This is a genomic window from Cryobacterium sp. TMT1-19 (genome assembly GCF_004403055.1).
GTDB lineage: Bacteria > Actinomycetota > Actinomycetes > Actinomycetales > Microbacteriaceae > Cryobacterium > Cryobacterium sandaracinum.
On the sequence record NZ_SOHB01000008.1, the window covers coordinates 31341 to 56106 of the forward strand.

A 24766-nucleotide genomic window follows, 5' to 3' on the forward strand; every position below is an offset into this window, starting at 1 on the left:
TCGACTTCTTCGGACTGGTCTTCCAGCTCGGCCCAGCTCAACGCCGGCGCCCGGTGAAACGGCGACGGAGGTCGGCCACGGCCAGCTGGGCCACCTGCGCCACGCCCACCTGGGCCGCCTTGAGCTGCACTTTGCGCACGAATCGCAGCGGCTTGGTTATGCGCCATGACAGGGTGCCGTGCATCTGCCCGAGGATGCGGGACTCGGTGCCCACGACCTCGAGCCAGGATTCGACGGACTCGTTGGAGCGGGCATCGAGTTCGTTACGAAGCCTGTCCCGTTCCGCCTCGGAATCAGCCAGGCGAGCGGCAAGATCTGCCTCAGCGGCTGCCCCGTCGGTCAGAGGAGTGCCGGTCGTTGGACCGTTGATTTGACTTTCAGACATTGCCTCATTCTAGGGCAGTGTCGTTCAAGGCCGAGCCTGAACCTGCTCCCCGCCCGCGGCCGGAGTGGCCGCGGCAGCAGGTTTCAGACGGCCCCGACGTCGATGGAACCGTCAATCAGCGACCGAGCCGGCTCTCGATAGCCGACCTCTACGAGGGAGCCGTCGCGCCATTCGAAACTCGTGATGCTCGACAGCGCGCAACGTCGCTTACGTGGGTCGTGGAAAAGGGGTCGGCCCTGCGCGTTTCGGTGCATGAGCCAGATCGGCAGCTGGTGGCTCACGACGACGACGTCACCCACTTCGCCGGTCTCGGCGCCGACGCTCGTCAGTTCAGCCAGCATCCGCTCGGCAACCTGGGCGAACGGTTCCCCCCAACTCGGCTTGAAGGGATTCAAGAGATAGCGCCAGGCGCGTGGTTTGGCGAGAATACTCAGGCTCATCGCAAACTCTCCACCCTCGAGATGGCTCGATGCTTCGATAAAACCGTCGACCGATTCGATCGGGAGACCGAACACCTCGGATATGGGCTTCGCGGACTCCTGGGCACGTTCGAGCGGGGAGCTTAGGATCCGTCGCACCGGACGACCCTCGCGGAGGAGTTCCGTCGAGGCGAGCGTCGCCATGGCCGCGCCTCGCTCCGACAGGTTGAAGCCGGGGAGTCGACCGTAGAGAACCCCGTCAGGGTTGAAAACTTCACCATGACGCACCAGGTGCAGTCGTGTGCCTACCAAGGAAACTCCGTCTCAACGAGCAGCACCGGACATAGCGTGAATATTCGTCAACAGGAACGCGACCGACACGCCAAATCATCACGGGTACTGGCGATCGAACCGTACTATGGGGATCGGGGATGCTCCCATATTACTGATGGGAGATATTAGAATGAACACGGTCAAGGCGCCGCCGTCTGCGCCAGGCGAAAAACGTTCGCGGAGTTTCACCGGGATGGCCCTCGTGGGCTCGGCGCTCGCCCTGCTCATGGCCTTCACGACAGGCCTGACCCCGGCCGCCGCGGCGAACCGAAACGACTTCAATCCCGGCCGCATCATGAGCGACTCGATGTTCTACGCCTCCGGGGCGCTGTCCCCCGCCGAAACCCAGGCCTTCCTCAGCGGCAAGGTTGCCACCTGCCGGGTGGGCTATACCTGCCTCAAGGACTACTGGCAGTCAACGAGTTCGATCGGTGCCGACCAGTACTGCAAGGGCTATAACGGTTCCGGCTGGGAAAGCGCAGCCTCGATTATTTCCAAGGTCGCTGTGAGCTGTGGAATCAGCCCGAAGGTCCTGATCGTGCTGCTGGAAAAGGAGCAGGGTCTCGTCACCGACACGTGGCCCACGGCGCGGCAGTACTCGGCCGCAACCGGCAACGGATGCCCCGATACGGCCGACTGCGATCCCGCGGTGTCCGGCTTCTTCTTTCAGGTCTACTACGGGGCCCGCGCTTTCCAGCGGTATACGCTGAATTCCGGCTCCTACAACTTCCGCGCCGGTCTGACCCAGAACGTGGGCTACCACCCGAACACCGCCTGCGGAGCCTCCTCGGTCAAGATCACCAACACTGCGACGGCAGCCCTGTACAACTACACGCCGTACGTCCCCAACGCGGCCGCCATGGCCAATCTGTACGGAACTGGCGACACCTGCTCGAGCTACGGGAATCGCAACTTCTGGCGCATGTATACAGACTGGTTCGGGTCGACGATCTCGGGTCTTGACTCAAAGGACGCCATTTCCCTGACCAACGCCCTCTACGCCGACATCCTACTCCGAGCACCCGATGCGGGCGGACTCGAGACCTGGCGCAACTACCTGATCGGCCAGGGCTGGCCGACAATCTGGGTCGGCAATGCGATCCTGTACAGCGACGAGTACTACCTGCAGCGGATTGACGCCGCCTACCGCGAGGTCCTCGGCCGGGAACCCGACACAGCAGGCCGAAACGACTGGCTCAACCGCATGCGCACCCGCCAGGTGAGCGTCGACGAGATCCGCCGATCGTTCACGGGCAGCCTGGAGTTCTACATGAAGGCAGGCGGAACCGACGCCGCCTTCGTCAGCGTTCTCTACACGACCCTGCTGAACCGTCCTGCCTCCGAGGGCGACGTCGCCGCGTGGAGCGAACAGGCGCGACTGCGCGGCGGCTACTACGTCGTCGACTCGATCTGGAACTCCTACGAATCGGGTCAGATCCGTCTCAACCGCATCTACAAGACCTTCCTGCAGCGCGACGTCGACGCGTCCGGCATCTCCAGCTGGGTGCCGCTCATCCTCGCCCAGGGCGACCAGGCCGCACGAACCAGCATCGTCAGCAGCATGGAGTATCTCCTCAACTCCCGGGCGAGATTCCCCCAGCCCTGATCCCCGAGTACGTGTGGCGGGGCCTGACCGTCAGGTCAGGCCCCGCCACGTTTAACGCCTATGTGAGGGAATCGAATAGCGCCAGGTACTCGTCTACTGTCTTCGTAAGGGAGTAGGCCTCGTTGGACCGCTCAGCCCCGGCCGTGCGGTCCAGGGGATGCTCGGACAGGCGCTGCAGCTCCGCCGCGATCGCGTCGGAATCACGCGGGGGAACGATCACGCCGAAGTCGGTCGTGCGCACGGGCATCCGCACCCCGGGGAGGTCGGAGGCGAGCGCTGCCACGCCCCGCCGCATGGCTTCGATCTGCACGATGCCGAACGCCTCGAAGGAGTTCACCGACGGCAGTGCGAAAACGTCGAGGGACGCGTAGAAGCTGGGCAGGTCGGCATCGGCCAGGAAACCCAGGAGCTGGATGCGGTCGTCGTCGCCCATCCGGGCCCGAACGAGTTTGACGACGCTGCCTCCGGCAACCTTGGAGTAGTCCCCGCCGATGAGCAGGCGCGCGTCGGGGTCCTGCAGCTTGCGGAAGCCGTCGACGAGGTATTCCAGCCCCTTTTCCTCGACCAGCCGCCCGAGGAACCCGACGTGCAGACCGGAGGTCGAGCGGAACGTGGGCTCCGCGTCGGGGTAGAGCCGGGTCGGCGGAGAGATGGGACGGGTCTTGTCTGCGGTCATCCGTTCCCGCAACCGCGACGACGCCGCATAGTCGGCGCTCGACGGCACAATGGCGTCGGCGCGGCGCATAGCCAGGGCGTTGGAGGCATCCATCACCTTCGTCTGCGCTGTGTTGACCAGGCTCGCGGGCAGGGAGATATCGCACTGGTAGGTGACGACGACGGGTGTCGAGCCGAGGCCCAGCGCGATCGGCCCGCTCTCGATCATCGGCAGGTGCAGGTTGACGAGTTTGGCTCGTCGGCCGTGGCGGATGGCCGTGGACACGAACGTCGGGCTGATCAGTCCCTTTCCGATTCGTGCCACCACCGGGGTACGCACGACGTCCACGCCGTTCACGGTCTCCGCGAGCGGCAGTCCGGGATCGTGCCGGCAGGTGATGACCTTGATATGCAGACCCCGGGTGACCAACTCCTCGGCGACCAGCCTCGCGGCATCGGTCAATCCGCTGACGTAAGGGGCGTAGTAGTTCAGCGCCATCACGACGTCGTACTGCTTACTCACTGGTGATTCCTTTCAAGATGAGCGGCGTGGTCTGCCCGACGAGGTCGAGAAGAACACGTCCCTTGCCGTCGGCCAGGGAAACGTCTGCGAGAGGCACCCGGATGGTCGCACCCGTGGACTTCACGGAGTGCAGCAGCGAGGCACCCTGCCTCAGAGTCAGGGTCGCGCCGGCGCCGACACCTTCGACGAGCAGGTATTCCCCGGAAAGATCCGAGGCGTTGCTCAGGAGTTCGACGGCCGTGCCCGGGTCGCCCGAAATACGGCCGTCCACGTCAATCGTCCAGGCCCACCGGCCCCGAGTCGTCGGGTCGGTCGACGGGTCGAGTTCAACGGGCACGGCCACGGTGACGGGTCCGTGCGACAGGTCGAGCATCTGGAACAGCTCATTCCTCTCGGCGACGGCTGCGTCCTCGGCCACGAGGTAAGCGCCCGGACCGACCAGGATGAAGCGGTCTAGCTCCCCGTCCCAATAGGACAGAAGATTCAGGTTGCCGCGATAGCCCAGGTCTCCACGCATGTTGACGTAACTGACATCCGGTTCGTCGACCAGGGCCTCGCTGAGCCACAGCTGGTCATAGAGCGTTGTCAGCGCGGCCGTGACATCGTCACCGTCGCCGCCCCGGTCGGAGACCCAGTCGGCGGCTTCACCGACTGCGGGGCTCACGATCCGGTCGTCGGCCTGCTCCTGAACAATCAGGCGCACGACGAGATAAGTGGGCGCGAGCGCCCCGGCGATGGCGATGGCCGTGACACCGAGAGTCAACGCCCGGCTGGCGTGATCTCCCCGCAGGCGTGCGCGGAGCGCCGCAACGATGACCGAGGCGCCGAGAACCGCCCCGATGATGAGGAGCGGCATCAGCATGTCTACCGCCCGGCGGGTGATGTATTCGTTGCCGCGGCTGCCGATGTAGAGCACCACCAGGGTCGAGAGCCCCACACCGCCGATTCCGAACGCCCTGGTGCGGCTGCTGAATAGTGTCGCCGCCAGCGCGCAGGCACACAGCAGGGCGAAAACGATTAGCACCGTGACGACCAGACCGGAGGGCGAGGGCCAGGTGACGTTGAAGTAGACCTCGACGGGCAGTGAGATCTGCTTCGCAAGCTGGCGCGGCCCGACCCCGACGCCGTTGCCACCCGCGGCGACCGTTCCGAGGAACAGCAGCCCCTGCACGGCGCGCCACCAGATCAATGGACCAAAGGCGATGCTGAGCCCGACCAATCCCGCGGCTCGCAACACAGCCGCGCGCAGGCCGGACACCGGACCGACGATCACCAGCACCGCAAGCGTCATCCCGAGAAGGGGGATGTACTCGGTGTAGGTGCCGACAAGCGCCGCGAGGACCAGGGCCGGCAGCCACAGGGGCACGCGGGGATGGTCCGGATTCGGCCGAACAGCCATCACGACGAGTCCGATCACGAGGGGCAGGACGGAGACGCCGAGCAGGGAGTCGGCGTTCTGCTGAAGCACCTGTCCCTGGACCGAGAATGAAACCACCAGCAGCGCACCCAGAGCGAGGCGGCCGCGCCTCGGCAGTCCGAAGGCCGCCCCCAACACCCAGGCGCCGCCCGGGATCAGGAAGACCCAGAGACCCAGCCAGGGTGAGAAACCGGAGATGATGGGGATGTCGGTCAGCGCGCTCAGGCCCGCCTGAGCCAGTTCCTGGCCGACCCGCAGCGACAGGTTCATGCTCTCATAGGCCGGCCCGAACACCGGCGAGTCGACGCCCGTGAGAGGGCTCGTCCCGAGCGACGGCCGCGTAGTGATGGCGTTACCCGCGACCCACTGGGAGACAGACACATAGTAGAAGGCGTCGTTGCTCTGCGTCGCCTGCATCGCCAGCGGCGACCTGGCCAGCAACGACGGGGTCAGCGCGACCATCGCGCCCAGGCCGCCGACGGCCGCGACACCGAGGCAGCCCGGAAGGGCAGAGAACCAGTCGATGAATGCGCTTCTGTCCAGGATGAATCGGATCACCAGAGCGACCAGGGCCACCGCCGCAGCGATCCAGACCCCGACGCCGGCGGGAAGGAAGATCCCGGTGAGGTGAAGCGCCACCACCAGATAGGCGGCGCCGATGAGCGGCGCCGCCGGAAGGAGGAGCCGCCGCAGATCGGGCCGCACCTGCACGAGGACGGCGACCCCGAGGCCCGAAAAGACTAGGGCCCCTGCCAGTCCGATGACGATGATTTCTAGGATTGTGAAGCCTTCCGGTCGTTCCGGATGAATGTGAGCGCAAGCCCGACGACAAGCTGAAGGGCGGCGCAACTCGCGCCGAGAAGGAGCGGGAGCGTCGACCGCAGCAGCGTTCCATCAACGAGGATGACGATCGGGATCACTGCCGCCAACGCCACCAGCCAGGAGCGCAACACAAGTGAGTGCCGTCCGATCGCCAGGGCGCCGTCGGAGGCCACCAGCGCGACGAGGAACAGGGCAACCCCCACGCTGACGAGCAGAATGCCGCCCGACGAGAGAACGAGCTTCGGACCGAAGAGGAGCGCCGTCGCCCAGGGACCGAGGACGAGCATCCCTACGACGATCACGACGCCGATCACTGCTGCCGCCGCGACGGCGAACAGCACTGTCGAGCGGGCGTCCTTGAAGCGGCCGCCTTTCCACTGCGTCGAGAGTCGCGGAATGTAAAGAATCTGAAGCACCTGGTAACCAAAGATCGGGATGCGCGCGACGGAGATAGCGGTCAGAATCTGCGCGGCCAGCGCCGCGTCACCGGGGCCCGACAGTGCCTTCGCCACGAGCACGCCACTGTTCAGCAGGACCTGGATCGACAGGGCGGCGACGATGAGTCGACCGAATCGGGCAAGGAACAGACCGGTCCGCGGTCGGTCGCGGCGCAGCCAGCCGCGGTCGCGCCCGAGCAGGCGCGGGACGGCCGACAGGCCGGCAGCAACGCCGACGACGCAGGCGAACCAGAAGCTCCCGGTCCAACCGGCCAGCACCAACAGCACAGGCAGGACCACGCGCAGCAGACCCTCGAGTGCCACGACCGCGGAATACGACGAGGTTCGCCCCGCACCGGACAGGAATCCCCGGACGGGGAACTGCACTGCGTAACCCACCAAAGAGACGATCAGCGCAAGCACGAGAAGGGGAGAGCCGAGATAGTCCACGCCGGAGGGGCTCAGGAACACCAGCGAGAGCACGCCGAGCAGCAGGGCGCAGCCGGCGGATGCGGCCAGCACGATCCGAGCGAATCCGCCCTTCGGCTCAATCGGCAGTCCTGCACTCTCACGCGCCGTCTCCTGCTCCAGCGGGTAGAACACGCCGAGGCCGACAACAACGGTGAGCGACCAGAAAACGGCGAAGTCGGCGTAGTCCGCCGTCGACGTGTTCTGCGCCACGACGATCAGCAGAACATAGCTGCCGAGACCGGAAAGAAGTGCCGCCGCAGCGATAATCGCCGTTCGCGCGACCGCACTAAAAGTCACACGAGTTCGCACTGTAAAGTCCTAGGGGTAGTCGGAGAAGCCGATGCAACAGTAACAGCGCTTGAGTGAACCCTAAGGATCCATCCGTGCAAATGCCCCCTCTCCTCAAGGCGGTACGTCCTCGTCAGTGGCTCAAGAATGTTCTCGTCGTCGCCGCACCGCTGGCCGCCGGCCAGCTGTTCGCACCGGATGTGTTGCTGGTCACCCTCCTGACTTTTGTGGGCTTCTGCGCGGCGTCATCCGGCGTCTACCTCATCAACGACCTCCTCGACGTTGAGTCCGACCGAGTGCACCCCGAGAAGTGCAAGCGCCCGATCGCTTCCGGCGCCCTGGGCATCCGCACCGCGATCGTGGCGGGAATCATCCTTCTGCTCGGCGCCCCGGTAGCGGCCTTCTTCCTGTCTCCCGGCCTGGCCATCGTCATCGTGACCTACGAGGCCCTGCAGATCGCCTATTGCATCTGGCTCAAGCACGTTCCGGTCGTCGACCTCGTCCTCGTCTCGAGCGGATTCCTCCTCCGGGCCATCGCCGGCGCCGTCGCCGTGTCGATCGTGCCGTCCCAGTGGTTCCTCCTCGTGGCCTCGTTCGGTTCCCTCTTCATGGTGGCAGGGAAACGCTACTCGGAGAAACTCGAATTCGAGCACGCCGGTGGTGCCACCCGCCGCTCGCTCGAAGAATACTCCCTCTCCTACCTGCGATTCGTGTGGTCGGTCGCCGCGGGACTGGCTCTGATCGCCTATTCCCTGTGGGCCTTCGAACTCGGCAATTTCCTCACCAACATCATCCCGGCGCTCTCGATCGTGCCGTTCAGCATGGCGATTCTGCGGTACGCATATACCGTGGACAAGGGCACTGCCGGGGCTCCGGAAGACGTGGTTCTCGCAGACAAACAACTGCTCGTTCTCGGGGCCCTCTGGCTGGCCACTTTCTCCATCTACGTGGCGAGCCGCTAAAGTCAACTTCGGGCCAGGCTCTGCCTCAGGACTCGGTCGCCACCGGCGATCGACTCGGCGGGGCCCAACTCCCGTTAGGATTGTAAGTCGAATCGTTCCCCATGGAAATGAAGAGGATTATGCCCCGCGCTCTCATCACTGGTATTACCGGCCAAGACGGTCTCTATCTCGCTGAACTGCTACTCGGGAAGGGCTACGAGGTCTACGGCTTCATGCGGGGGCAGAACAACCCCAAGCGCGAACTGGTCGAACAGACCGTTCCCGGCGTCAAGGTCCTGACCGGCGACCTCACCGACCTGTCCAGCATCCTTCGGGCGCTCGACATCGCTAAGCCCGACGAGTTCTACAACCTGGGCGCCATCTCCTTCGTTGCCTACTCGTGGGAGAACGCCCACATGACGTCCGAGGTCACCGGCCTCGGCGTGCTCAACGCCCTCGAGGCCGTGCGCCTGTACTCGGGCGACGAGCCGCGCAAGGTTCGTTTCTACCAGGCCTCCAGCTCGGAGATGTTCGGCAAGGTTCAGGCCGTGCCCCAGAACGAAGACACCTTGCTGTGGCCGCGGTCTCCCTATGGCGTCGCCAAGGTTTACGGCCACTACATGACGATCAACTACCGCGAGTCCTATGGTATGCACGCGTCGTCCGGCATCCTCTTCAACCACGAGTCGCCCCGCCGCGGCCCGGAGTTCGTCACCCGCAAGATCAGCCAGGCCGTCGCCCGCATTTCGCTCGGGCTGCAGGAGCACATCACGCTCGGCAACATCGACGCCCGCCGTGACTGGGGCTTCGCCGGCGACTACGTCGACGCCATGTGGCGCATGATGCAGCAGGAAGAGCCCGACGACTATGTCATCTCGACCAACGAGACCCACGAGATCCGCGAATTCCTCGACCTGGCATTCCGCGAGGTCGGCATCGAGGATTGGGCTCCCTACGTCAAGCAGGACCCGCGCTTCATGCGCCCGGCCGAGGTCGATCTCCTGATCGGTGACTCGACCAAGGCACGCACCGCACTCGACTGGGCACCGAAGGTCGACTTCCCGGAGCTCGTTCGCATGATGGTCGCCAACGACGTCGCCGAGCAGAGAGCCAACGTCTCCTAACCCGATGGCATCCGTAATCGTTACCGGCATCACCGGCCAGGATGGTTCCTACCTCGCCGAACGCCTGCTTGGTGACGGTTGGGATGTGCACGCGATCGTTCGCGAAGAACCGCACCGCTTCGAGCAGGAGGTCGTCGCCGGTGTATCCGTTCACCGCGGCGACCTGCTCGACAGCGAGTCACTTCGCGCAACGATCGACGAGGTCGAACCTGACCTGATCGTCAACCTGGCCGGCATCAGCAGCGTCGCACAGTCCTGGTCGCAGCCCGAGCTGACCGCCCGGGTCACCGGCTTCGCCGTGTCGAGCCTGCTCGCCGCCGCCTGGGACCTCCAGGAGCGCCTGGGCCGACCCGTGCGCTTCGTGCAGGCCTCTAGCTCCGAGATGTTCGGCGCCGCCACGGAACTGCCCCAGACCGAGCGCACGGCGATCGCGCCGATCTCGCCCTACGGTGCGGCCAAGGCCTACGCCCACCACCTGGTCGGCGTCTACCGCGGCCGCGGTCTCTTCGCCGCCTCCGCAATTCTCTACAACCACGAGTCGCCGCGCCGCCCGGAAACGTTCGTGACCCGCAAGATCACGCAGGAAGTGGCCCGCATCAAGAAGGGCACCTCCACCGAGCTGCTGCTAGGCAACCTCGACGCCCGCCGCGACTGGGGCTGGGCCCCCGACTACGTCGACGCGCTCGTGCGCATCGCCAGAGCCGACGTTGCCGACGACTTTATCGTCGCCACGGGCGTGGACCACAGCGTGCGCGACTTCGTCGCGGCCGCATTCGCCGCCGTGGGAATCTCGGAGTGGGAACACCTTGTGGCCCTTGACCCGCGGTTCGCCCGCCCGGTCGACGCGCCGGTCATGCTCGGCGACAGCAGCAAGCTCCGCAGCACCCTCGGTTGGAGCCCGACGCGCTCCTTTGAACAGGTTGTCGCCGCTATGGTGACTCATGATCTCGAGCTGCTCGGCTAATTCTTGAACAGGCGGGGCATCCCTGTGAAAACGCGAACTGCCATCCCGCTACTGAATTCCACAATTTTCTGGCCGCGTTCACAGACCGGCCGGATGTCCTGAGCTGGCTAAAGAATGTGACTGGCCCGACTGGCCAGCGGTACCGAGGGGATCCAGGCGTGAGCCAAAGCAGTATTTTGCTTGTCGAAAATCCGTTGACTTCTCGAAGCGGCAGGCTCAGGGCACTCGTGACCTACCTGGCTGCGTCAACCGTGTCCTTGATCGCAGCGATCGTGATCCTGCGTGTATGGCGAGCAGACATGACTATTCCTTTCGCTTATCTGGGGGACGCCACAAACATCGCCGGATATTTCAAGTCGATCTTGGAAACAGGATGGTACGAGACTCAACCATTGCTTGCGGCACCATTCGGCCAGAACTACGACGACTACAAGACCGCTGACAATCTCCACATGTTGCTTGCGATTCCTCTTACACAATTTCTCGGCTCGCACGGAACAGCGATGAACGTGTATTTTCTTGCTGGATTCTCTCTGGCGGCCGCATCGGCCGTCTGGTTCTTTCGTGTTCTTCGACTCCCGCACCTGCTGGCCGGTTCCCTCGCCGTTCTGTTTGCGCTGGCGCCATATCACTTCGCACGTAACTAGTGGCACCTTTGGCTGGCCTCTTACTACCCGATCCCACTGGCCATGGCTCTGATCATGTTGATCCTTCAAAGGAAGCAGATCTGGGGCAAACCGCAGACTTCCGGGAATACCGCCACGAGAATTCCTTGGCGCACCCTCGGCACGATGCTTGTCGCAGTAGCGGTCGGCTCGTCAAATTCGTACTACGCCTTTGTCACGGTCATTCTCGTGTCCATGGTTGGCGTCGCCATGTTCATCGGAGATCGGAATTGGAGACGACTCGGCGGTCACCTTCCCGCTCGTACAGGGTCGTGGGCCCGACTGCGGTGTCTCATCGTACCTCTCGCTGCGTTGATCATTCTTCCGGTCGGCCTGCTCGACCAAACCTCGCCGCAGATGATTCCCGATTACCCTGCGGTGTCGGCCGCCTACTCACAAGACGCCTCATTCGTTAGGGAGCTCGAGTCCAAAATCCCGACCGGTTCCAGCGTTCTGCAGCTGCCTTACAGTGCGTACCTCCAATCCGGCCCGGTCAATGGAGTCGTCGACTCTGGCCAAATCGAACCATTTCTCCACTCTGCACACCTCAAATGGTCTGGCGGGGCCATCACTGGCGGGGCCATCAAAGGAAGGCCGACAACTGACTGGCCGGCCCTGTCCATGCCGCGGCAGGGGCTCGAGTCCACCTTGATCGCGGCCTCATTGAGAGGATTCAACGCCGTAGTTATTGATCGCCAGTCTCTGGGTGACGATCAGGACGCGGTAGCTGCGGAGACCTCGCGCGTGCTCGGAGACTCTGCTGCCCTGATCATCCCACCGCGGTACCTTGCGATGTCGCTGGAAACGTTGCGCCAGCGGTCCGTATCTCAAATGTCGTCGGCGCAGATCGCTCTGGCGATCGATCGGACGTTCTTCCCTGTTGTTGCGGCGCTGGAACCGAATCTCCGATCCGGGTTCAATGTTAACGCCGACCCAAAACAGGGCCAATAGTGCCGATTGAAAACAGGACCACTATGTGTGTTTCTACTATGCCGTACCGGGCACCGGCCGGTGGCTTCTGAGCCGGTAGCTGGTTCCTTTGAGGCTGATCACGTCGGCGTGGTGGACGATGCGGTCGATCATCGCGGAGGCGACGGTCGGGTCGCCGAAGACCTCGCCCCAGAGCCCGAATGACAGGTTGCTCGTCATGATCAGCGACGCGTGTTCGTAGCGGCTCGCGACGAGCTGGAAAAACAGGTTCGCAGCGTCCTGATCGAACGGGATGTAGCCGACTTCATCGCAGATCAGGACGCTGTAGCGGCGCAGCCGGGTCAGCTCCGCGGCGAGTTTCCCGCGGGAGTGGGCGTCTTGGAGGCGGGCGACCCAGCCTGTTGCGGTGTCGAAGAGGACGCGGTGGCCGTGCTTGGCGGCCTGAACGCCGAGCGCGACGGCGAGGTGTGTCTTTCCGGTGCCGGGCGGGCCGAGAAGGACCACGTTCTTCGCCTCGGTCACAAAGGTGCTCGTGCCCAGATGCGCGATCAGGTTCCGATCGGCGGAGGGCTGATGATCGAAGTTGAAGTCCTCCAACGTCTTGTGCCCAGGGAACCGGGCGGCCTTGATCCGCAGCGCCGCACCTGACGCTTCCCGCTCAGAGACCTCGCGGGAAAGGACCGCGGCGAGGTATTCCTCGTGCGACCAGCCGGCCTCGCGGGCCTGATCGCCCAGGCGCCGGAACGCGCCGCCGATCCTCGGGGCGCGCAGCGCGCGGGCGTAGTACTCGATCTGAGATGCCGTCGCGCTCATGCGATCAGGCTCAGATCAGTCAGACCACGACCGGTGTCAACGCCGAACACGTCGTCGTAGGACGAGAGGCTGGCCGTCTCGACGAAAGCGACGTGAGCCTGCGGTCGTTGATGGCGGCGCAGCGTCTGAAACTGGCGGCGCAACACGGCCGCCTGGGCGACGTGGTCGGGGTCGGTGACGGTCAACTGCCTGGCCCAAGCGCGGTCGTGGGAGGTGACGGTGACACCGTTGTGAGCGACGTGGATACGCTCGAGGTCAGCGGTCACATCCACGAGCCGGCCGATCAGCACCGGCGCGACGGAGTAGTCGTTCGAGTGCACCGAACGTAGTAATCCCGGGGCAGCCGAACCGTGTTGCGGAACAAAACGTCTGGGACCACGGGTGAGAGTGGGCGCATCGCGGCCCGGTCCTGGGCGATCAGGTCGATCGGACGGGCCCGCCGTGAGCGGGAGTGCCGCGAGTTCGCGATCGGCAGCCAGGCCGCCATCTGTTCGTTGAAGTCCTGCGGTGAGGCGAAGTCGCGGCCCGGCATGAACGACGAGCGGAAGAACCAGTTGCGGTGCTCGACCATGCCCTTGGACTGCGAATATCGCGCCTTCAGGAGCTTGATCTCGGTGCCCAGCGTCCCGGCGAACGCGGCCGTGGACTCGGTGAGTTTGCCGCGGCCGATGCCGGTCTCGTTGTCCCAAAGCAGCCGTTTCGGCACCGCCTGCGCGGCTTGCAGCAGCGACCACATCCCGCCGAGCAGATCGGGTGTCGTCCGCGACGGCAACATCAGCGCCTGGAAGAACCCGGAGAACGTCGACGTCATCACCAGCACCGGCGGCATGCCCTCTTGCCCGTGTCCCAGCGGCAACGGCTCGTGCGGGAACCACAAGTCGCACTGGACCTGCCGGCCCGGCTCGTGAACGAGGCGGTCCGCGGGATCCGGCGGGACATACTCCGGCCGGACGCCGGCGACCTTCTCGCGGAACACCGACGCGGACCCGGGCCAGCCGACTCGCTCGGCCAACGTCGAGGCCGGCATCGTCGGCGTCACGGCCAACAACGCCCGCACCTGCGGGGCGAACGCGTCGAAACTCGACCCGACCGCGGGCCGCTGGTACTTCGGTAGCCGGTCCGTCTCCAGCGCCCGCTCCACCGTTCCCCGCGAGACGCCGACGAGCCGGCCGATCTCCCGCTTCGAGTGCTCACCCGTCGAAAACAGTTGGCGTATCTTCGCCCAATCGTCCATATTGATCACCTTCCATACTGGTCGGTGGTCCTGTTTTCAATCGGCGTTAATAATCCTGTTTTGGGTCGGCGTCAACATTCAAAATTCCGCATCTATTCAGGGAATTCCGACCACGCATTTCGGTCACCAACCCACGCAGTGCAGAAGCGCAGGTGATGGTGAGCATCGAGGGAACTGAAGCCGACATGACAGACCTTCGAGCATGGTTCGCGACGAAGGGAATCACCACGGCTGCGAAAGGCACCTCGGCACTCACGCTCAGCTGGAAGGCGCCCTCGGGCGAGTCCGTCATTGACTTGCCGGGCGCCGAGGACACCACGGTCTTTTCGGCTCTCGGTCAAGGCGAAAAAGCGTTCAGAATCTCCGTGGACATCGAAGAACCCTAGCTCGTTTCTCCCCAAGCCCCACCGCCGACCTGGCCGCCTGCAAGCAGACCAATGTCATCGAACGCGCACTCTCAAGCATTGGCGCGACCGAGCCACCCGTTATGCCCTCAACTACTACCGAGGAGGGGCCACGCTGGGCGGCATGGTCGTGTGGCTAAACGAATTGCGATACGCGCCCTCGGCTCGAAAAATACTTGTGTCCTCCGTGTATGCCGCGATTGGGCCAGAGCCGGTAACAGCACCCCAGGAGGCATAGATCGGGGCGAAGATGCCGTCCAGTTCTCGCTCCGGTCGGCGTTTGGCCGCGGCAACGCCCAATTCAATGATCGCCGAAGCATAGGTGTCGGCCCGGAAGGTCGCCAGCGCATATTCCTTCGCAGATGCCCCCATGGCCGACAGGTCGTGGGCACCGTCGAGAATGCTGCGGAGCACTTGGGTCAAGCTCGATTGGGCGTCGAGCTGCGGTACATGAAACACCGACTCGCGCGGCAGGCTGCTGTAGAAACCGGTGTCTACGACGATGAGGGGCGTGCCCGAGAGCATCCCCTCAATGGCACTTGCAGAGGCGGATTCGAGAGCGGGCTCACGGAGGCAGGCAATCACGTCTGCGGCATGGAGCTCAGCGACCAGCTGCGCGTCATCTACCTCGCCGATGATGGTGAGTCGAACTCCGAGCGCATGCGCCATGGAAGTCAAGTACGCGCGATCGGTGGGCAAGATCGTGCCGACGATGCGATAGTCGACCCGTTTGCGCAGCTGGGAGTCCCCGGCGATCGAGTTGACGATGAGATCGCACAGTTTGTTGGGGTTGATGCGCCCGAAAGTGAGTACGCGCACATTGTCATCTCCGGGGTCACGCCCCACGAGACCATCGGCGCCGACGACCGAACCACCCGCAATGTCGTACGGAAGCGGAACGACACGAACCGGGACATCCGTCGAGACCAGAACTGCGGGCAGCCCGAAGTCGGAGTGAGCGATCACCGCGTCGGCCTGGCTGCAGATCCATTCGGTCAGGGGGTAGCGCGGCCAAGTTCGGTCCACGAACCGCCCACTCCTGGCCATGCCAAGATACTCGTCCAGAGGCAGTCCGTACCAGCGCTTGAGGATGCTCTCGGCGTGGGCCTCGTTGCCCGGGAGCCAGGACAGAAACATGTCACCGAGGAAGAAATCATGCAGGGCCACGCATCCGCCCACCTCGGACAGCCACGCGACGCTTCCGGCATGGAACGCATAATGATCGCCGATCTGGTGGAAGACAAGGTCAGACTCAGACACAATCTGGCGAACCGCACCTACGTCGGTCCAGGCAGTGCTGTCGACCAGCAGCGGATTGACATCCGCCGGGTCCAAAAGGCAATACTCGGTCGCGACGAGGGCGACGTCGTGGCCGGCCATTTGGAGTGCGGCCCGCACGAGAACCGTCACCCGGCCAATCGCCGATTGTGCGTGTGTGGGTGTGAAGAATGCGATTTTCATTCAAGCAACCGGTCGATCGTGTGCGTCCAGGTCGCCCCGAACGATTGCCAGTGGTCGTGGAGCGCGCTCCCGCGAGCCCGACTCGAGCGGTGATTGGTGGCAGCCTCGGAGAGTGCTAACGCGAGTTGATCCTCGGTGGGTTCCACTACCCAGCCGGTCTCGCCATGCTTAACCAGTCCGAGAATGCCTCCACTATCGCTGGTGGTGATGACGGGTTTCCGCGCCTGCGCCGCTTCCATGGAGACGTAGCCCAAGGAGTCCTCATCATAAGGAATATACGCGCACGCCGCCGCACCGTTGACCAGGGCCGCAATCTCCCCGCGGTCGAGAAAGCGCAGGTCCAGGGTCACCCGGTCAGCAAGGTCCAGCTCATCGACCAGCGAGCGAAGCCGATGGCCCGTTTCCGCGGTGTCGGGAGGGCCGGCGATGACGAGGCGAACCCGCTGCGGGGTCTTCTTCATCGCCCGGAGCAGAAGCTCCTGTCGCTTCAGGGAATCCACCCGGCCTCCGGCGAAGACATAGTTCCCCGGCTTGCCACCGGTGAACAGATCGGGGTCGTTCAGGGGCGGATACAGGACCTCAGAGCCGATTCCGTTGTAGTGCTGCAGTCGGGCGCTGGTCGTCGGGGAATTGGTGTAAATCGTTCGAGCCTCGGAGAACGACTGATTATCACCAAGGCGGATCATGTTCCGCACCACGTCTCCGTCGTCGTCGGCCGGGATGTTGGTGTAGCCGGCATCGTACAGGTCGTAAGCCTGGCGGTACTGGTGCAAGAGCCACAGGTTCTTGTGGTGATGAGACATCCCATAGGCCGGAAACTTGAGCGCAATCAGAACATCTGCCGAGTCGACTCTCAGCTGGCGCGCGATTGCCATTTGCTTGGGGAGCACCGAGTAGGGTTCCGAGCGGAAAGGGATGCGAAGAAGCTCGGCTTCATGGCCTCGCGCGGCGATCCGACGTACCAGATGATTCGCCAGTTCCTCAGCGCCACCGTGAATGAATGGGCTCATATTGTTGGCGACAACGACACGCATTAAGCGGTGATCCGATCTGCAACGTGCGACCAAGAAATATTCAGGTCATCGAGTCTGCTGTGGGCGCCGTCGCCGAGTCTCTTCGCGAGGCCGGCTTCGGAATGCAACCGGTCCATTGCTGCAGCGATGCTCGCCGGCGAACTATCGACGATGAGCCCGCTCCGTCCGTCCTCAACGAACTCAAGCACTCCCCCGGAGTCTCCCGTGGTCAGGATCCCCTTTCGAGCGTAAGCAGCCTCGAGCGATGGGTAGCCATAGGAATCCTCATCGAGGGGAAGATAAGCGCAGGCCAAAGCCGACGCCAGGATCTTGCGCTTCGCGGTTTCTTCGACCCACTCGTCATCGACGATGACCCGGTCCCCAACCCCAAGTTCGTCTGCCCGGGCCCGCAGATGCTGACCATAGTCAGGACTGGAGCCTTTGCCCAGGAAGCGCAGACGCACGGGTGTCTTGCAGAGGCCGAGGGCCTCGATGAGCAGATGCTGACGCTTGTGATGTTCGAGCCGCGCGATGACGACGATCTCGTCGCCGTAGCCTTCGTTGACGAAGTCCTCAGACTGGTACAGCGGCGGGTAGAGCACTTCGCTCTCGACTGCGTTGTAGCGTAGGAGACGCTCAGAAACGACCCGGGAGTTCGTGAAGACGGCCGCGGCCTCCATCAATCCCCGAGTGTCGGCCGTCATGATCGTGTTCCTCCGGGCGCGCGAAATTTCGGTGTCGGCGAATCCTCGATAGTCCGTGTCCCAGAGGTCGTAATACGGCCGCACGTGGTGGATGAACCAGAGGACCTTGCGCGGATGGCGGATGAGGTACGAGGGTGGCCGAAAACACACCACCAGATCGGCCCGGTCCGTGAGGTCGATCATGCGGTATGTGGCCATCTGCGAAATGATTCGATCCGGAGACTCGTCGAACGGCAAGGAGATGATCTCCGTCTCGTGCCCGCGCTCCTGCAGGGCCAACGCGAGCCAATCGACGATGTTCCGGGCTCCGCCGTGCACGAACGGAACGATGGATGAAACGAGGGCGATTCTCACCGGTGCGACACCCCTATCACGCCATTGCCGCGGCGAGCTCGTCGCACACTCGATCAACGGCATCAACGGTCAGAGCGGTGTGCAACGGCAGGCTGATGCCCCGTGCGGTCCAGTCGTCGGCGACAGGGAAAGGCCGAGAGTCCACGAAGGCCGGCAGCACATGCATCGGGTAGAAGACGGGACGGCTGGGCACGCCACGTGAGGACAGCCGCTCCACAACGGCGTCTCGGCGGACCGCACCGCCGTCGGCCAGATACACGTTCTGCAACCACGGGACCGGGTTCACGCCCGCGGGGATCTCGATGCGCTCAATCTCGGCTCCCAGTTCCGCAAGGCGCAGCTCGTAATGGCGTGCAGTATCGATCCGTGCACTCATGATCTGATCGAACCGCTCCAGCTGCGCCAAACCGATGGCCGCCTGGATGTTCGTCATTCGGTAGTTGTAGCCGATCTCGGGAAACCAGTATCGGCGGTCAGGGTCCATTCCTTGTCCGCGGAGCAAGCGAACCCGCTTGGCCAGCGCCGCGGAATTGGTCACCACGGCCCCGCCCTCGCCGGTCGTCACGATCTTGTTCCCAAAGAAGCTGAAGATGGCCGCATCGCCGAAGGAACCGACTGGAGTTCCGTCGACCGTGGCGCCATGTGCCTCTGCGGCATCCTCGAGATGAAAGAGCTCACGAGCTCGGCAGAAGTCGCCCACGCTGGTGACGTCTGCGGGCACGCCGTAGAGGTGAACGCTGATCACGCCCTTGGTTCTCGGGGTGACGAGGCGCTGCAGCTCCTCCGGATCGATGTTGAGGGTTCCGGGAAGAACGTCGGCGAGCACCGGAATGGCACCGCAGTAACGCACCGCGTTGGCTGTCGCGACATAGGTGACCGTCGGGATGATGACCTCGTCACCTGGGCCCACACCGAGGGCTACCAGCGCGACGTGAAGTGCGGTGGTGCCATTGTTGGTGGCCACCGCATGAGTTGTCCCCGCGAGCTGGGCAAAGCTGGCCTCGAACTCGGGGATGAACCGACCGATGCTGGATATCCAACCCGTTTCCATGCATTCGGTCACGTATTTGAGCTCGTTGCCACCAAGGTCAGGCTGGGCGAGCGCAATATCCTGCAGCAACGCTGTTGTTTCAATCCCCATTTGTCGCAACACTCCCCATATCTCGCGCAGGGCTACCCCACGAACGGTGATGCGGAACGACGTCCCGCACAACGACAGAACCGGCACCAATGGCGGCACCTGGGCCGATGATGATGCCCGGAATAACCACTGAGCCTGCTCCCACGAAGGCGCCGTTGCCCACCGTGACCGAACCGGCAAGATGTGAACCCGGCCCGATGTGTACACCGGCTCCGATTATGTTGTCGTGGTCCACGGACGCGGCGGTGTTGATAATCACATCATCGCCCAGCTCGGAGCAGGCGTTCACCACCGCTCCGTGCACGATCAAGATGCCACTGCCCAAGGTCACGCTTGGCGCCACATATGCGCGAGGGCTGACGGCGTTCACCAGTGTGAGGCCGAGTTTTCGGGCACGTGCAGATTGACGCTGCCGCACCGCGTTGTCGCCGATCGCCACGAAGGCGTGAGAGTGCCCCGAGTCGATCAGCCTATCGAGCTCGATGGCCTCGTCGAGCACCGGAACGCCCAGCACGGGCTCGCCCGGCAGAAGGTCCAGACACGCCACTACATGATGTCCTGCGCTCAAGAGAACGTCGACCGCGACTTTCGCATGGCCGCCGGCGCCGAAGACCAGGACGGATTTCGAGCTCATCACTGGCTATGCGTCCGTTCGCATGCGGGCGGCAGAGTCTGCAACCTGCCGTTCCAGCCGGGCGATCTCGATGGATTGCGTCTCGATCAGGTTGCGCAGCGAGACGAACAGCCTGCGCTGCTCGCTCAGTGAATCCGTGGCTGCCTTCTCGGTTGTTCTCACCAGCTCGGTCACCTCACCGAGACGGCTCGCCAGACGCGCCTCGGAGGCGTCGATCCTCGCCGCCAGCCGGGTCTCGATGTCGAACTGCGGTTTGAGAAGAAAGGTTCGGGTGCGCCAGGCGAATGGGGAAACCAGCGGGTAGAACCTGCGCGCGACCCGACGCAACTGGGCGCGCAGGCTCCGGCGCTTCGGGTTGACGAGAATCTCAGGAGTTCGAGGACCTGATGGAACGTTCTGGGGTGCGGGGCGACTGATCTCGGGGGACCAATTCCGCGGAGAGTTCGCCTTGAGAAGGAAGTCAATGGACAGTGGCACTGATCCCAGGCCGCCATGGCGGTCCCCCGCGATTGGGTTGGATTCGTCTGGGTGCACGTGTCTTCTTCCAATCGTCTCTGAGGTGAATACATCTGGGCTGTCAGTCACCGAGAGTTCTCGGCAGACAACAGAAGCCCCACGATCAGGAAAGGTAAGAAAGAAAAAATCACCAACGCCAACTTGCGCGGGCCTTAACAGTGCGTATTGACAACCCCAAACGTCCCATCAGTCTAGTGGGACCGACTTGAGCCTTGGACACGCTCAAGGGGTAGCTGTCGCCGCTGCCTGAATGGACAGGACGGGCAGTCGGTCCGGCATTGTGATTCTCCGCAATGACTGGTCGTTCGCAGCTCAGTTCCCATTAAGGACGACTCAGTTCATGGCCGAGCTTCTAGCCCCGTTGACCTGCAACGAGAGATCCGCCAGAGTTCGCGACATACCAACGACGAGCGGGGTCTTCTGCGCGCGGTCCAGGTCGGGCCAGACCCGTGACAGGAACCGCAGATCGCGCCCCTGCAATCTTGCATATGGAGACACTCCGGTGACTACACGCGGCCGTCGACCGATCAGCCGGCGGAACTCACCCCGGATGCTGGCGAGAGTGACCGAACGCCCCGAAGCCAGAATCTTCATGACCGGCGATCCCCGATCCACCCGACGCAGCCGGGCACCGGCCTGCGCGATCAGTGCAGCGCAGTCATCGACGATGATATAGTCGCGACGGGTGTCGAGGGAAACGAACATCGAAATCGGCTGCCCGAGTAGGCTCGTTTTGCAGACCTGGGACACGATCCCCTGCTGTTTAGCCAGGCTCTGTCCCGGCCCATGGAGGTTGGCGATCCGGCCGATCATCACGGGGATGCCCGTTGCGATCGACAGTCCTACCAGGACCGCTTCCATGAGTAGCTTCGAGGTTCCGTACTCCCCGGGGGACGGGAATCGAGTCCTCATCAAATGGGGCAACCACTGACCCGCCGTAGACGGCTCCCGCGGACGACGCGAGGAAAACCGAACCACGAGCGCGATCGCCTGGTGGGAGTTGTGACACCAGGGCGAAAAACCTCCGCAGAAGCGCCACTTCACTCCGCAGGGAGTCAGTCCCCGACGAGGTGACACCGGCCCCCGCGCACCAATAGATCTGCCACGTTGCGCCGGCTTCGGTGATGAGACTCAGAAGACTCGTCTCCAGGTCGCGCAAGGCATCGGGCTGTCCCCAACTGATCCGGCCACCCGTGAACACCTATTCCGGGTCGTCGGCGCGCAGGCGTCGCACCACTGCGGAACCGAGCATCCCGCCACTGCCGACGACCCAGATCAGGTCCCTCACAAAGTGCTGGTGGCGGCACGGCGACGGCCCAGCGGGCCGTTCTGCGGGTCACTAACGATGAGGTATAGGGGTTTGCCCATGGCCATATTCACCGATACCCCCACGTACTCGGCGATGACGCCAAGGGCGATCAGGATGGCGCCGGTGGAAAATAGGAGAACGGTGATGGTGGACGTGTAACCCACAGGCAGATCGCCACTGACCAGGTTCTCAACGATGAAGTAGAGCCCGAGGAAAAAGCCGGCCAGCGCGACAAGAACCCCGAGGAGGCTGACCAGCCGGAGCGCACGGGTGCCGCTGGTCAGCACCAGCCGCCAAAAGTGGCTCAAAAGCGCTCGCAGGGTGTAGCCGGACGCACGTCCGCTTTCTCCTCGAAGCTCAATGTCCGCCGTGGCAACACTCGACGCGATCCAACCGAGCGCCACATCGAGGTACACCCCGACTCCGGCGTACGCGGCAACCGAACGCCCGACTTCTCCGAGGACCAGACGAAAGCTCTGGTACTCGGTCACGTCGTGACCCGCGGAGAGGCGCGACACGATGATCTTCGACAACCGGGATGCCGCATTGCGGAACAGCCCATGGGGTGGGGCATTAGAAGGCTTCCCGTAGACGAGTGGTGCGTTGAAGGAGAGGGCGGAATCGATCCGTTTGCCGATCTCGGCCGGATTATGCTGGCCGTCTTCGTCCATGGTCACGATCCACTCGGACTTAGTGGACGCCATGCCAGCGAGCGTGGCGAGTGCTGGCCGAAGTTGCGGCTCAGCCAGACTGGCCGCACGAAGGGATACTGCTCTTCCAATGCCCGGCTGATGTGCGCCGAGTTGTCCGGCCCATTGTCAAAGACCAGCAACACTTCGCGGACCTGCCACACCGCGCCGCCGGGAGAGATGGAGAGGCGGGTGAAGGGGTCGATCTCGGCCAGGAGACCTGGGAGGGGCCAACTCGCCCTTGTACACGGGGATGACCACCGAGATCACATGCGGAACGCGCGAGTCAACGGCTGGATCGACCTCTGGAAGTTTCAATTTCATCCCCTGGTTGCAAGACGACCCGAATCCCTGTCGCCACCAGCAGTTAGACTATTCCATGTCGGGGGCTCACGCGGGCGGGCACCGGCCGCTCGGCCAAGTATGCCCGAGCCTCATGAGGGACTGCGATGCGTCGGATGCTGGAGCTCGCCACGACGCTGGCCAACGACCAGCGCATCCGCTTCCTCGTCATCGGCGGTGTCAACACGGTCGTAGGCTACGGCCTCTTCGCCGCCCTCGACCTCTACGTCTTCGCGGGCATTCCCTTCGGTTACCTGCTGAGCCTTGCACTGTCCTACACGATCGCCATCACGCTGGCCTTCATCCTGTATCGACGCTTCGTCTTCCACGTCACCGGGCAAATCTGGACCGACCTCACCCGGTTCGTCAGCGTCTATCTGGTTTCGATCGGAGTCAACGCGGTCGCCCTGCCCATCCTGATTGAGCTCTTCGGTCTCAACTCGCTGATCGCACAGGCAATCGTGCTGGTCTGCACGACCCTCATCAGCTTCTTCGGACATCGGAAATTCTCGTTCCGGCGTGCGTCCGAATCCCAGGCGTAAGCACGTACCGGGCGAACAGCGCGATGCCGGCCAGCATCAGCGAGGACCGCGGTAGTCGATCATCGGCTTGTCGTAGATCGGCATCAGCTGCTTCGAAATGGCCTTGATGATCGGCCATAGGCGCGTGGCCGATCCCCGCCAAAATGATCCCCGAAATAGTCAGCCGTTCTCGTTGCGCAAATCGTTGAACCCGCGCACCTGCGCCCAGGTCGGCAGCAGTCCGCTCTCGGTCGCGGACCGCAGAGACGGTGCGTCGACATCCTTCGAAGAGGGGAGAAGCTCGCCGGCCGCAGGGTAGGCGTCCAGGATTTTATACACACGAATCTTGACCCCCCGGAAGTCTGCACAGGGGCCTCGCGTAGAATCAGGAGGTCTCATCCGCGAACTGAACGGTACCTGCACGCATGAATACTTTCGTCACCGGCGATTCCGGGCTGGTAGCGCCGAACATCGAATCGGTCGGGAAATCATGATCGCGGTCATCACCGTCAGCCACGGCTCGGACGACGTTCTCCGCCCTTTCCTGGCCAGCGTCGCGGTCGCCAGCACGGCCCCGGTGACGGTCGTCGTCGTCGACAACAAGCCGATCGGCAGCGCCGCCCGCGAGATCGCCGCGGAATTCGGCGCCCGGTATGTGGTCGACCAGAACCACGGCTACGGCCACGGCATCAACGCCGGCGTCGCCAGCCTCACCGCTGACGTCGAGTGGATCCTGGTCTGCAACCCCGACCTGGTTCTCGAACCGAACTCGATCGACACCCTGCAGACCGCCGGTGAGAGCGACCAGGCGATCAGCGCCGTCGGGCCGCGCATCCTGAACGCCGACGGCACGACCTACGCGTCGGCCCGGTCCCTGCCCTCGATTCGCACGGGCGTGGGCCACGCCCTCTTCGCCAACGTCTGGAAGTCCAATCCCTGGACCCACAGCTACCTGCAGGATGCCGCGGAGCCCCAGCGACGCGACGCCGGCTGGCTCTCGGGCGCCTGCCTGCTCATCCGCCGGGACATCTTCGACGGGTTGAACGGGTTCGACGAGGGCTACTTCATGTACTTCGAAGACGTCGACCTGGGCCTGCGGATGCGTCAGGCCGGCCTCCGCAGCGTCTACGAGCCGACGGCCGTGGTCACCCACACCGGCGCGCACTCGACCCAGTCGGACTCCGCACGCATGCTCGCCGCCCACCACGACAGCGCCAACCGGTTCCTCGCACGCAAATACAGCGGCCCGCTCTTCTGGCCGGTGCGCACGGCCCTCGCGGTCGGCCTGGCCGTTCGCTCGCGTTTCCAGCAACGGCACGGAGACCACTGACCGTGGCACCTCGGCGAACCCGGGCACCTCGGCGAACCTGTGCACCTCGGCGAACCTGTGCACCTCAGCGAACGGAGAGAACCACTCAATGAGAATTCTTGTCACCGGTGGAGCCGGTTTCATCGGCTCGAACTTCGTTCGGCGCACCCTCGAAGATGCCTACCCGGGCCTCGAGGGTGCCGAGGTCGTCGTGCTCGATGCTCTCACCTATTCGGGCAACCTTGAGAACCTGGCCCCGGTCGCCGGGTCCTCGCGGTACTCGTTCGTGTACGGCGACATCCGTGACGCCGCACTGCTTGACGAGCTCTTCCCGTCCCTGGAC

Annotated in this window: 28 protein-coding genes; 10 read left to right on the forward strand and 18 right to left on the reverse strand. The window is 63.8% G+C overall.

Features of this window, described 5'->3' with window-relative positions:
- Positions 1-37: 37 nt before the first annotated feature.
- Together E3T40_RS16170 and E3T40_RS01690 are read right to left on the reverse strand one after the other, a co-directional pair.
- Positions 38-385, reverse strand: coding sequence for a hypothetical protein (locus tag E3T40_RS16170; RefSeq protein ID WP_166786538.1), 348 nt, complete (start codon positions 383-385; stop codon positions 38-40).
- A gap of 83 nt (positions 386-468) precedes the next feature.
- A complete protein-coding gene (locus tag E3T40_RS01690) occupies positions 469-1116 on the reverse strand; it encodes a histidine phosphatase family protein (protein ID WP_134542504.1) in 648 nt (215 codons plus the stop codon).
- A gap of 214 nt (positions 1117-1330) precedes the next feature.
- Between E3T40_RS01690 and E3T40_RS01695 the strand changes: the two genes are divergently transcribed.
- Positions 1331-2743 carry a DUF4214 domain-containing protein gene (locus E3T40_RS01695; protein WP_166786539.1) on the forward strand — a complete coding sequence of 471 codons (1413 nt, stop codon included), beginning with the start codon at positions 1331-1333 and terminating at the stop codon, positions 2741-2743.
- Between the two features lie 58 nt (positions 2744-2801).
- On the opposite strand, the gene E3T40_RS01700 is transcribed toward E3T40_RS01695, so the two are convergent.
- The 3 genes from E3T40_RS01700 to E3T40_RS01710 form a co-directional block, all read right to left on the reverse strand.
- Positions 2802-3920, reverse strand: a complete 1119-nt coding sequence (locus E3T40_RS01700) for a glycosyltransferase family 4 protein (RefSeq protein ID WP_241981634.1) — start codon at positions 3918-3920, stop codon at positions 2802-2804.
- Positions 3913-6048 (reverse strand): hypothetical protein, encoded by a 2136-nt coding sequence (locus tag E3T40_RS01705; RefSeq protein ID WP_134542506.1) that lies wholly within the window; start codon positions 6046-6048, stop codon positions 3913-3915. Before E3T40_RS01705 ends, E3T40_RS01700 begins: the two co-directional genes overlap by 8 nt.
- Before the next feature lie 62 nt (positions 6049-6110).
- Positions 6111-7364, reverse strand: a complete 1254-nt coding sequence (locus E3T40_RS01710) for a lipopolysaccharide biosynthesis protein (protein WP_134542507.1) — start codon at positions 7362-7364, stop codon at positions 6111-6113.
- A 92-nt stretch (positions 7365-7456) separates the two neighbouring features.
- On the opposite strand from E3T40_RS01710, the gene E3T40_RS01715 reads away from it, so the two are divergent.
- The 5 genes from E3T40_RS01715 (at position 7457) to E3T40_RS01735 (ending at position 12000) form a co-directional block, all read left to right on the forward strand.
- Positions 7457-8317: a decaprenyl-phosphate phosphoribosyltransferase gene (locus E3T40_RS01715; protein ID WP_134542524.1), complete on the forward strand. Its 861-nt coding sequence runs from the start codon at positions 7457-7459 to the stop codon at positions 8315-8317.
- A 119-nt stretch (positions 8318-8436) separates the two neighbouring features.
- Positions 8437-9420 carry a GDP-mannose 4,6-dehydratase gene (locus E3T40_RS01720; protein ID WP_134542508.1) on the forward strand — a complete coding sequence of 328 codons (984 nt, stop codon included), beginning with the start codon at positions 8437-8439 and terminating at the stop codon, positions 9418-9420.
- 4 nt (positions 9421-9424) lie between these two features.
- Positions 9425-10384: a GDP-mannose 4,6-dehydratase gene (locus E3T40_RS01725; RefSeq protein ID WP_134542509.1), complete on the forward strand. Its 960-nt coding sequence runs from the start codon at positions 9425-9427 to the stop codon at positions 10382-10384.
- A gap of 158 nt (positions 10385-10542) precedes the next feature.
- On the forward strand, positions 10543-11031 hold the full coding sequence (locus tag E3T40_RS01730) for a hypothetical protein (RefSeq protein ID WP_134542510.1): 489 nt from the start codon (positions 10543-10545) through the stop codon (positions 11029-11031).
- Positions 11032-11073: 42 nt separating this feature from the next.
- The gene (locus E3T40_RS01735; RefSeq protein ID WP_134542511.1) at positions 11074-12000 is read left to right on the forward strand and encodes a hypothetical protein; all 927 of its coding nucleotides are present in this window, start codon (positions 11074-11076) and stop codon (positions 11998-12000) included.
- A 36-nt stretch (positions 12001-12036) separates the two neighbouring features.
- Here E3T40_RS01735 and istB read toward each other — a convergent pair whose 3' ends face one another.
- From istB to istA, 3 genes are read right to left on the reverse strand one after another with little or no spacing between them, the layout of a single operon-like run.
- Positions 12037-12792: an IS21-like element helper ATPase IstB gene (gene istB / locus E3T40_RS01740; RefSeq protein ID WP_134542512.1), complete on the reverse strand. Its 756-nt coding sequence runs from the start codon at positions 12790-12792 to the stop codon at positions 12037-12039.
- Positions 12789-13112 (reverse strand): hypothetical protein, encoded by a 324-nt coding sequence (locus E3T40_RS16830; RefSeq protein ID WP_241981635.1) that lies wholly within the window; start codon positions 13110-13112, stop codon positions 12789-12791. The genes istB and E3T40_RS16830 overlap by 4 nt, the downstream gene beginning before the upstream one ends.
- A complete protein-coding gene (istA, locus tag E3T40_RS01745; protein WP_241981636.1) occupies positions 13076-14026 on the reverse strand; it encodes an IS21 family transposase in 951 nt (316 codons plus the stop codon). Before istA ends, E3T40_RS16830 begins: the two co-directional genes overlap by 37 nt.
- 152 nt (positions 14027-14178) lie before the next feature.
- Here istA and E3T40_RS01750 point away from each other — a divergent pair, with 152 nt between their 5' ends.
- The gene (locus E3T40_RS01750; RefSeq protein ID WP_134542513.1) at positions 14179-14412 is read left to right on the forward strand and encodes a hypothetical protein; all 234 of its coding nucleotides are present in this window, start codon (positions 14179-14181) and stop codon (positions 14410-14412) included.
- Between the two features lie 114 nt (positions 14413-14526).
- On the opposite strand, the gene E3T40_RS01755 is transcribed toward E3T40_RS01750, so the two are convergent.
- The 8 genes from E3T40_RS01755 to E3T40_RS01790 all read right to left on the reverse strand — a co-directional run bounded on the left by E3T40_RS01755 (position 14527) and on the right by E3T40_RS01790 (position 22266).
- Complete coding sequence (locus E3T40_RS01755; RefSeq protein WP_134542514.1) at positions 14527-15891, reverse strand: glycosyltransferase family 4 protein; 1365 nt, start codon at positions 15889-15891, stop codon at positions 14527-14529.
- Positions 15888-16925, reverse strand: a complete 1038-nt coding sequence (locus tag E3T40_RS01760) for a glycosyltransferase family 4 protein (RefSeq protein ID WP_134542515.1) — start codon at positions 16923-16925, stop codon at positions 15888-15890. Before E3T40_RS01760 ends, E3T40_RS01755 begins: the two co-directional genes overlap by 4 nt.
- The gene (locus E3T40_RS01765; RefSeq protein WP_134542516.1) at positions 16925-17962 is read right to left on the reverse strand and encodes a glycosyltransferase family 4 protein; all 1038 of its coding nucleotides are present in this window, start codon (positions 17960-17962) and stop codon (positions 16925-16927) included. Before E3T40_RS01765 ends, E3T40_RS01760 begins: the two co-directional genes overlap by 1 nt.
- 16 nt (positions 17963-17978) lie before the next feature.
- On the reverse strand, positions 17979-19103 hold the full coding sequence (locus E3T40_RS01770) for a DegT/DnrJ/EryC1/StrS aminotransferase family protein (protein ID WP_134542517.1): 1125 nt from the start codon (positions 19101-19103) through the stop codon (positions 17979-17981).
- Complete coding sequence (locus E3T40_RS01775; protein WP_134542518.1) at positions 19093-19737, reverse strand: acetyltransferase; 645 nt, start codon at positions 19735-19737, stop codon at positions 19093-19095. Before E3T40_RS01775 ends, E3T40_RS01770 begins: the two co-directional genes overlap by 11 nt.
- Positions 19738-19743: 6 nt before the next feature.
- Entirely contained in the window at positions 19744-20214 is a 471-nt protein-coding gene (locus E3T40_RS01780; protein WP_134542519.1) for a hypothetical protein, read from the reverse strand.
- 372 nt (positions 20215-20586) lie between these two features.
- On the reverse strand, positions 20587-21165 hold the full coding sequence (locus E3T40_RS01785; protein WP_134542520.1) for an NAD(P)-dependent oxidoreductase: 579 nt from the start codon (positions 21163-21165) through the stop codon (positions 20587-20589).
- Between the two features lie 372 nt (positions 21166-21537).
- Positions 21538-22266, reverse strand: a complete 729-nt coding sequence (locus tag E3T40_RS01790) for a glycosyltransferase (protein ID WP_241981637.1) — start codon at positions 22264-22266, stop codon at positions 21538-21540.
- 434 nt (positions 22267-22700) lie between these two features.
- On the opposite strand from E3T40_RS01790, the gene E3T40_RS01795 reads away from it, so the two are divergent.
- Positions 22701-23135 (forward strand): GtrA family protein, encoded by a 435-nt coding sequence (locus tag E3T40_RS01795; RefSeq protein ID WP_241981638.1) that lies wholly within the window; start codon positions 22701-22703, stop codon positions 23133-23135.
- A 36-nt stretch (positions 23136-23171) separates the two neighbouring features.
- On the opposite strand, the gene E3T40_RS16635 is transcribed toward E3T40_RS01795, so the two are convergent.
- Positions 23172-23246, reverse strand: coding sequence for a hypothetical protein (locus E3T40_RS16635; protein ID WP_370287848.1), 75 nt, complete (start codon positions 23244-23246; stop codon positions 23172-23174).
- Positions 23247-23294: 48 nt separating this feature from the next.
- Entirely contained in the window at positions 23295-23453 is a 159-nt protein-coding gene (locus tag E3T40_RS16175) for a hypothetical protein (RefSeq protein ID WP_166786542.1), read from the reverse strand.
- Between the two features lie 151 nt (positions 23454-23604).
- On the opposite strand from E3T40_RS16175, the gene E3T40_RS01805 reads away from it, so the two are divergent.
- Positions 23605-24444, forward strand: coding sequence for a glycosyltransferase family 2 protein (locus E3T40_RS01805; RefSeq protein WP_134542521.1), 840 nt, complete (start codon positions 23605-23607; stop codon positions 24442-24444).
- An 88-nt stretch (positions 24445-24532) separates the two neighbouring features.
- On the forward strand, positions 24533-24766 hold a 234-nt coding region (locus E3T40_RS01810; protein WP_134542522.1), incomplete at its 3' end, for a GDP-mannose 4,6-dehydratase.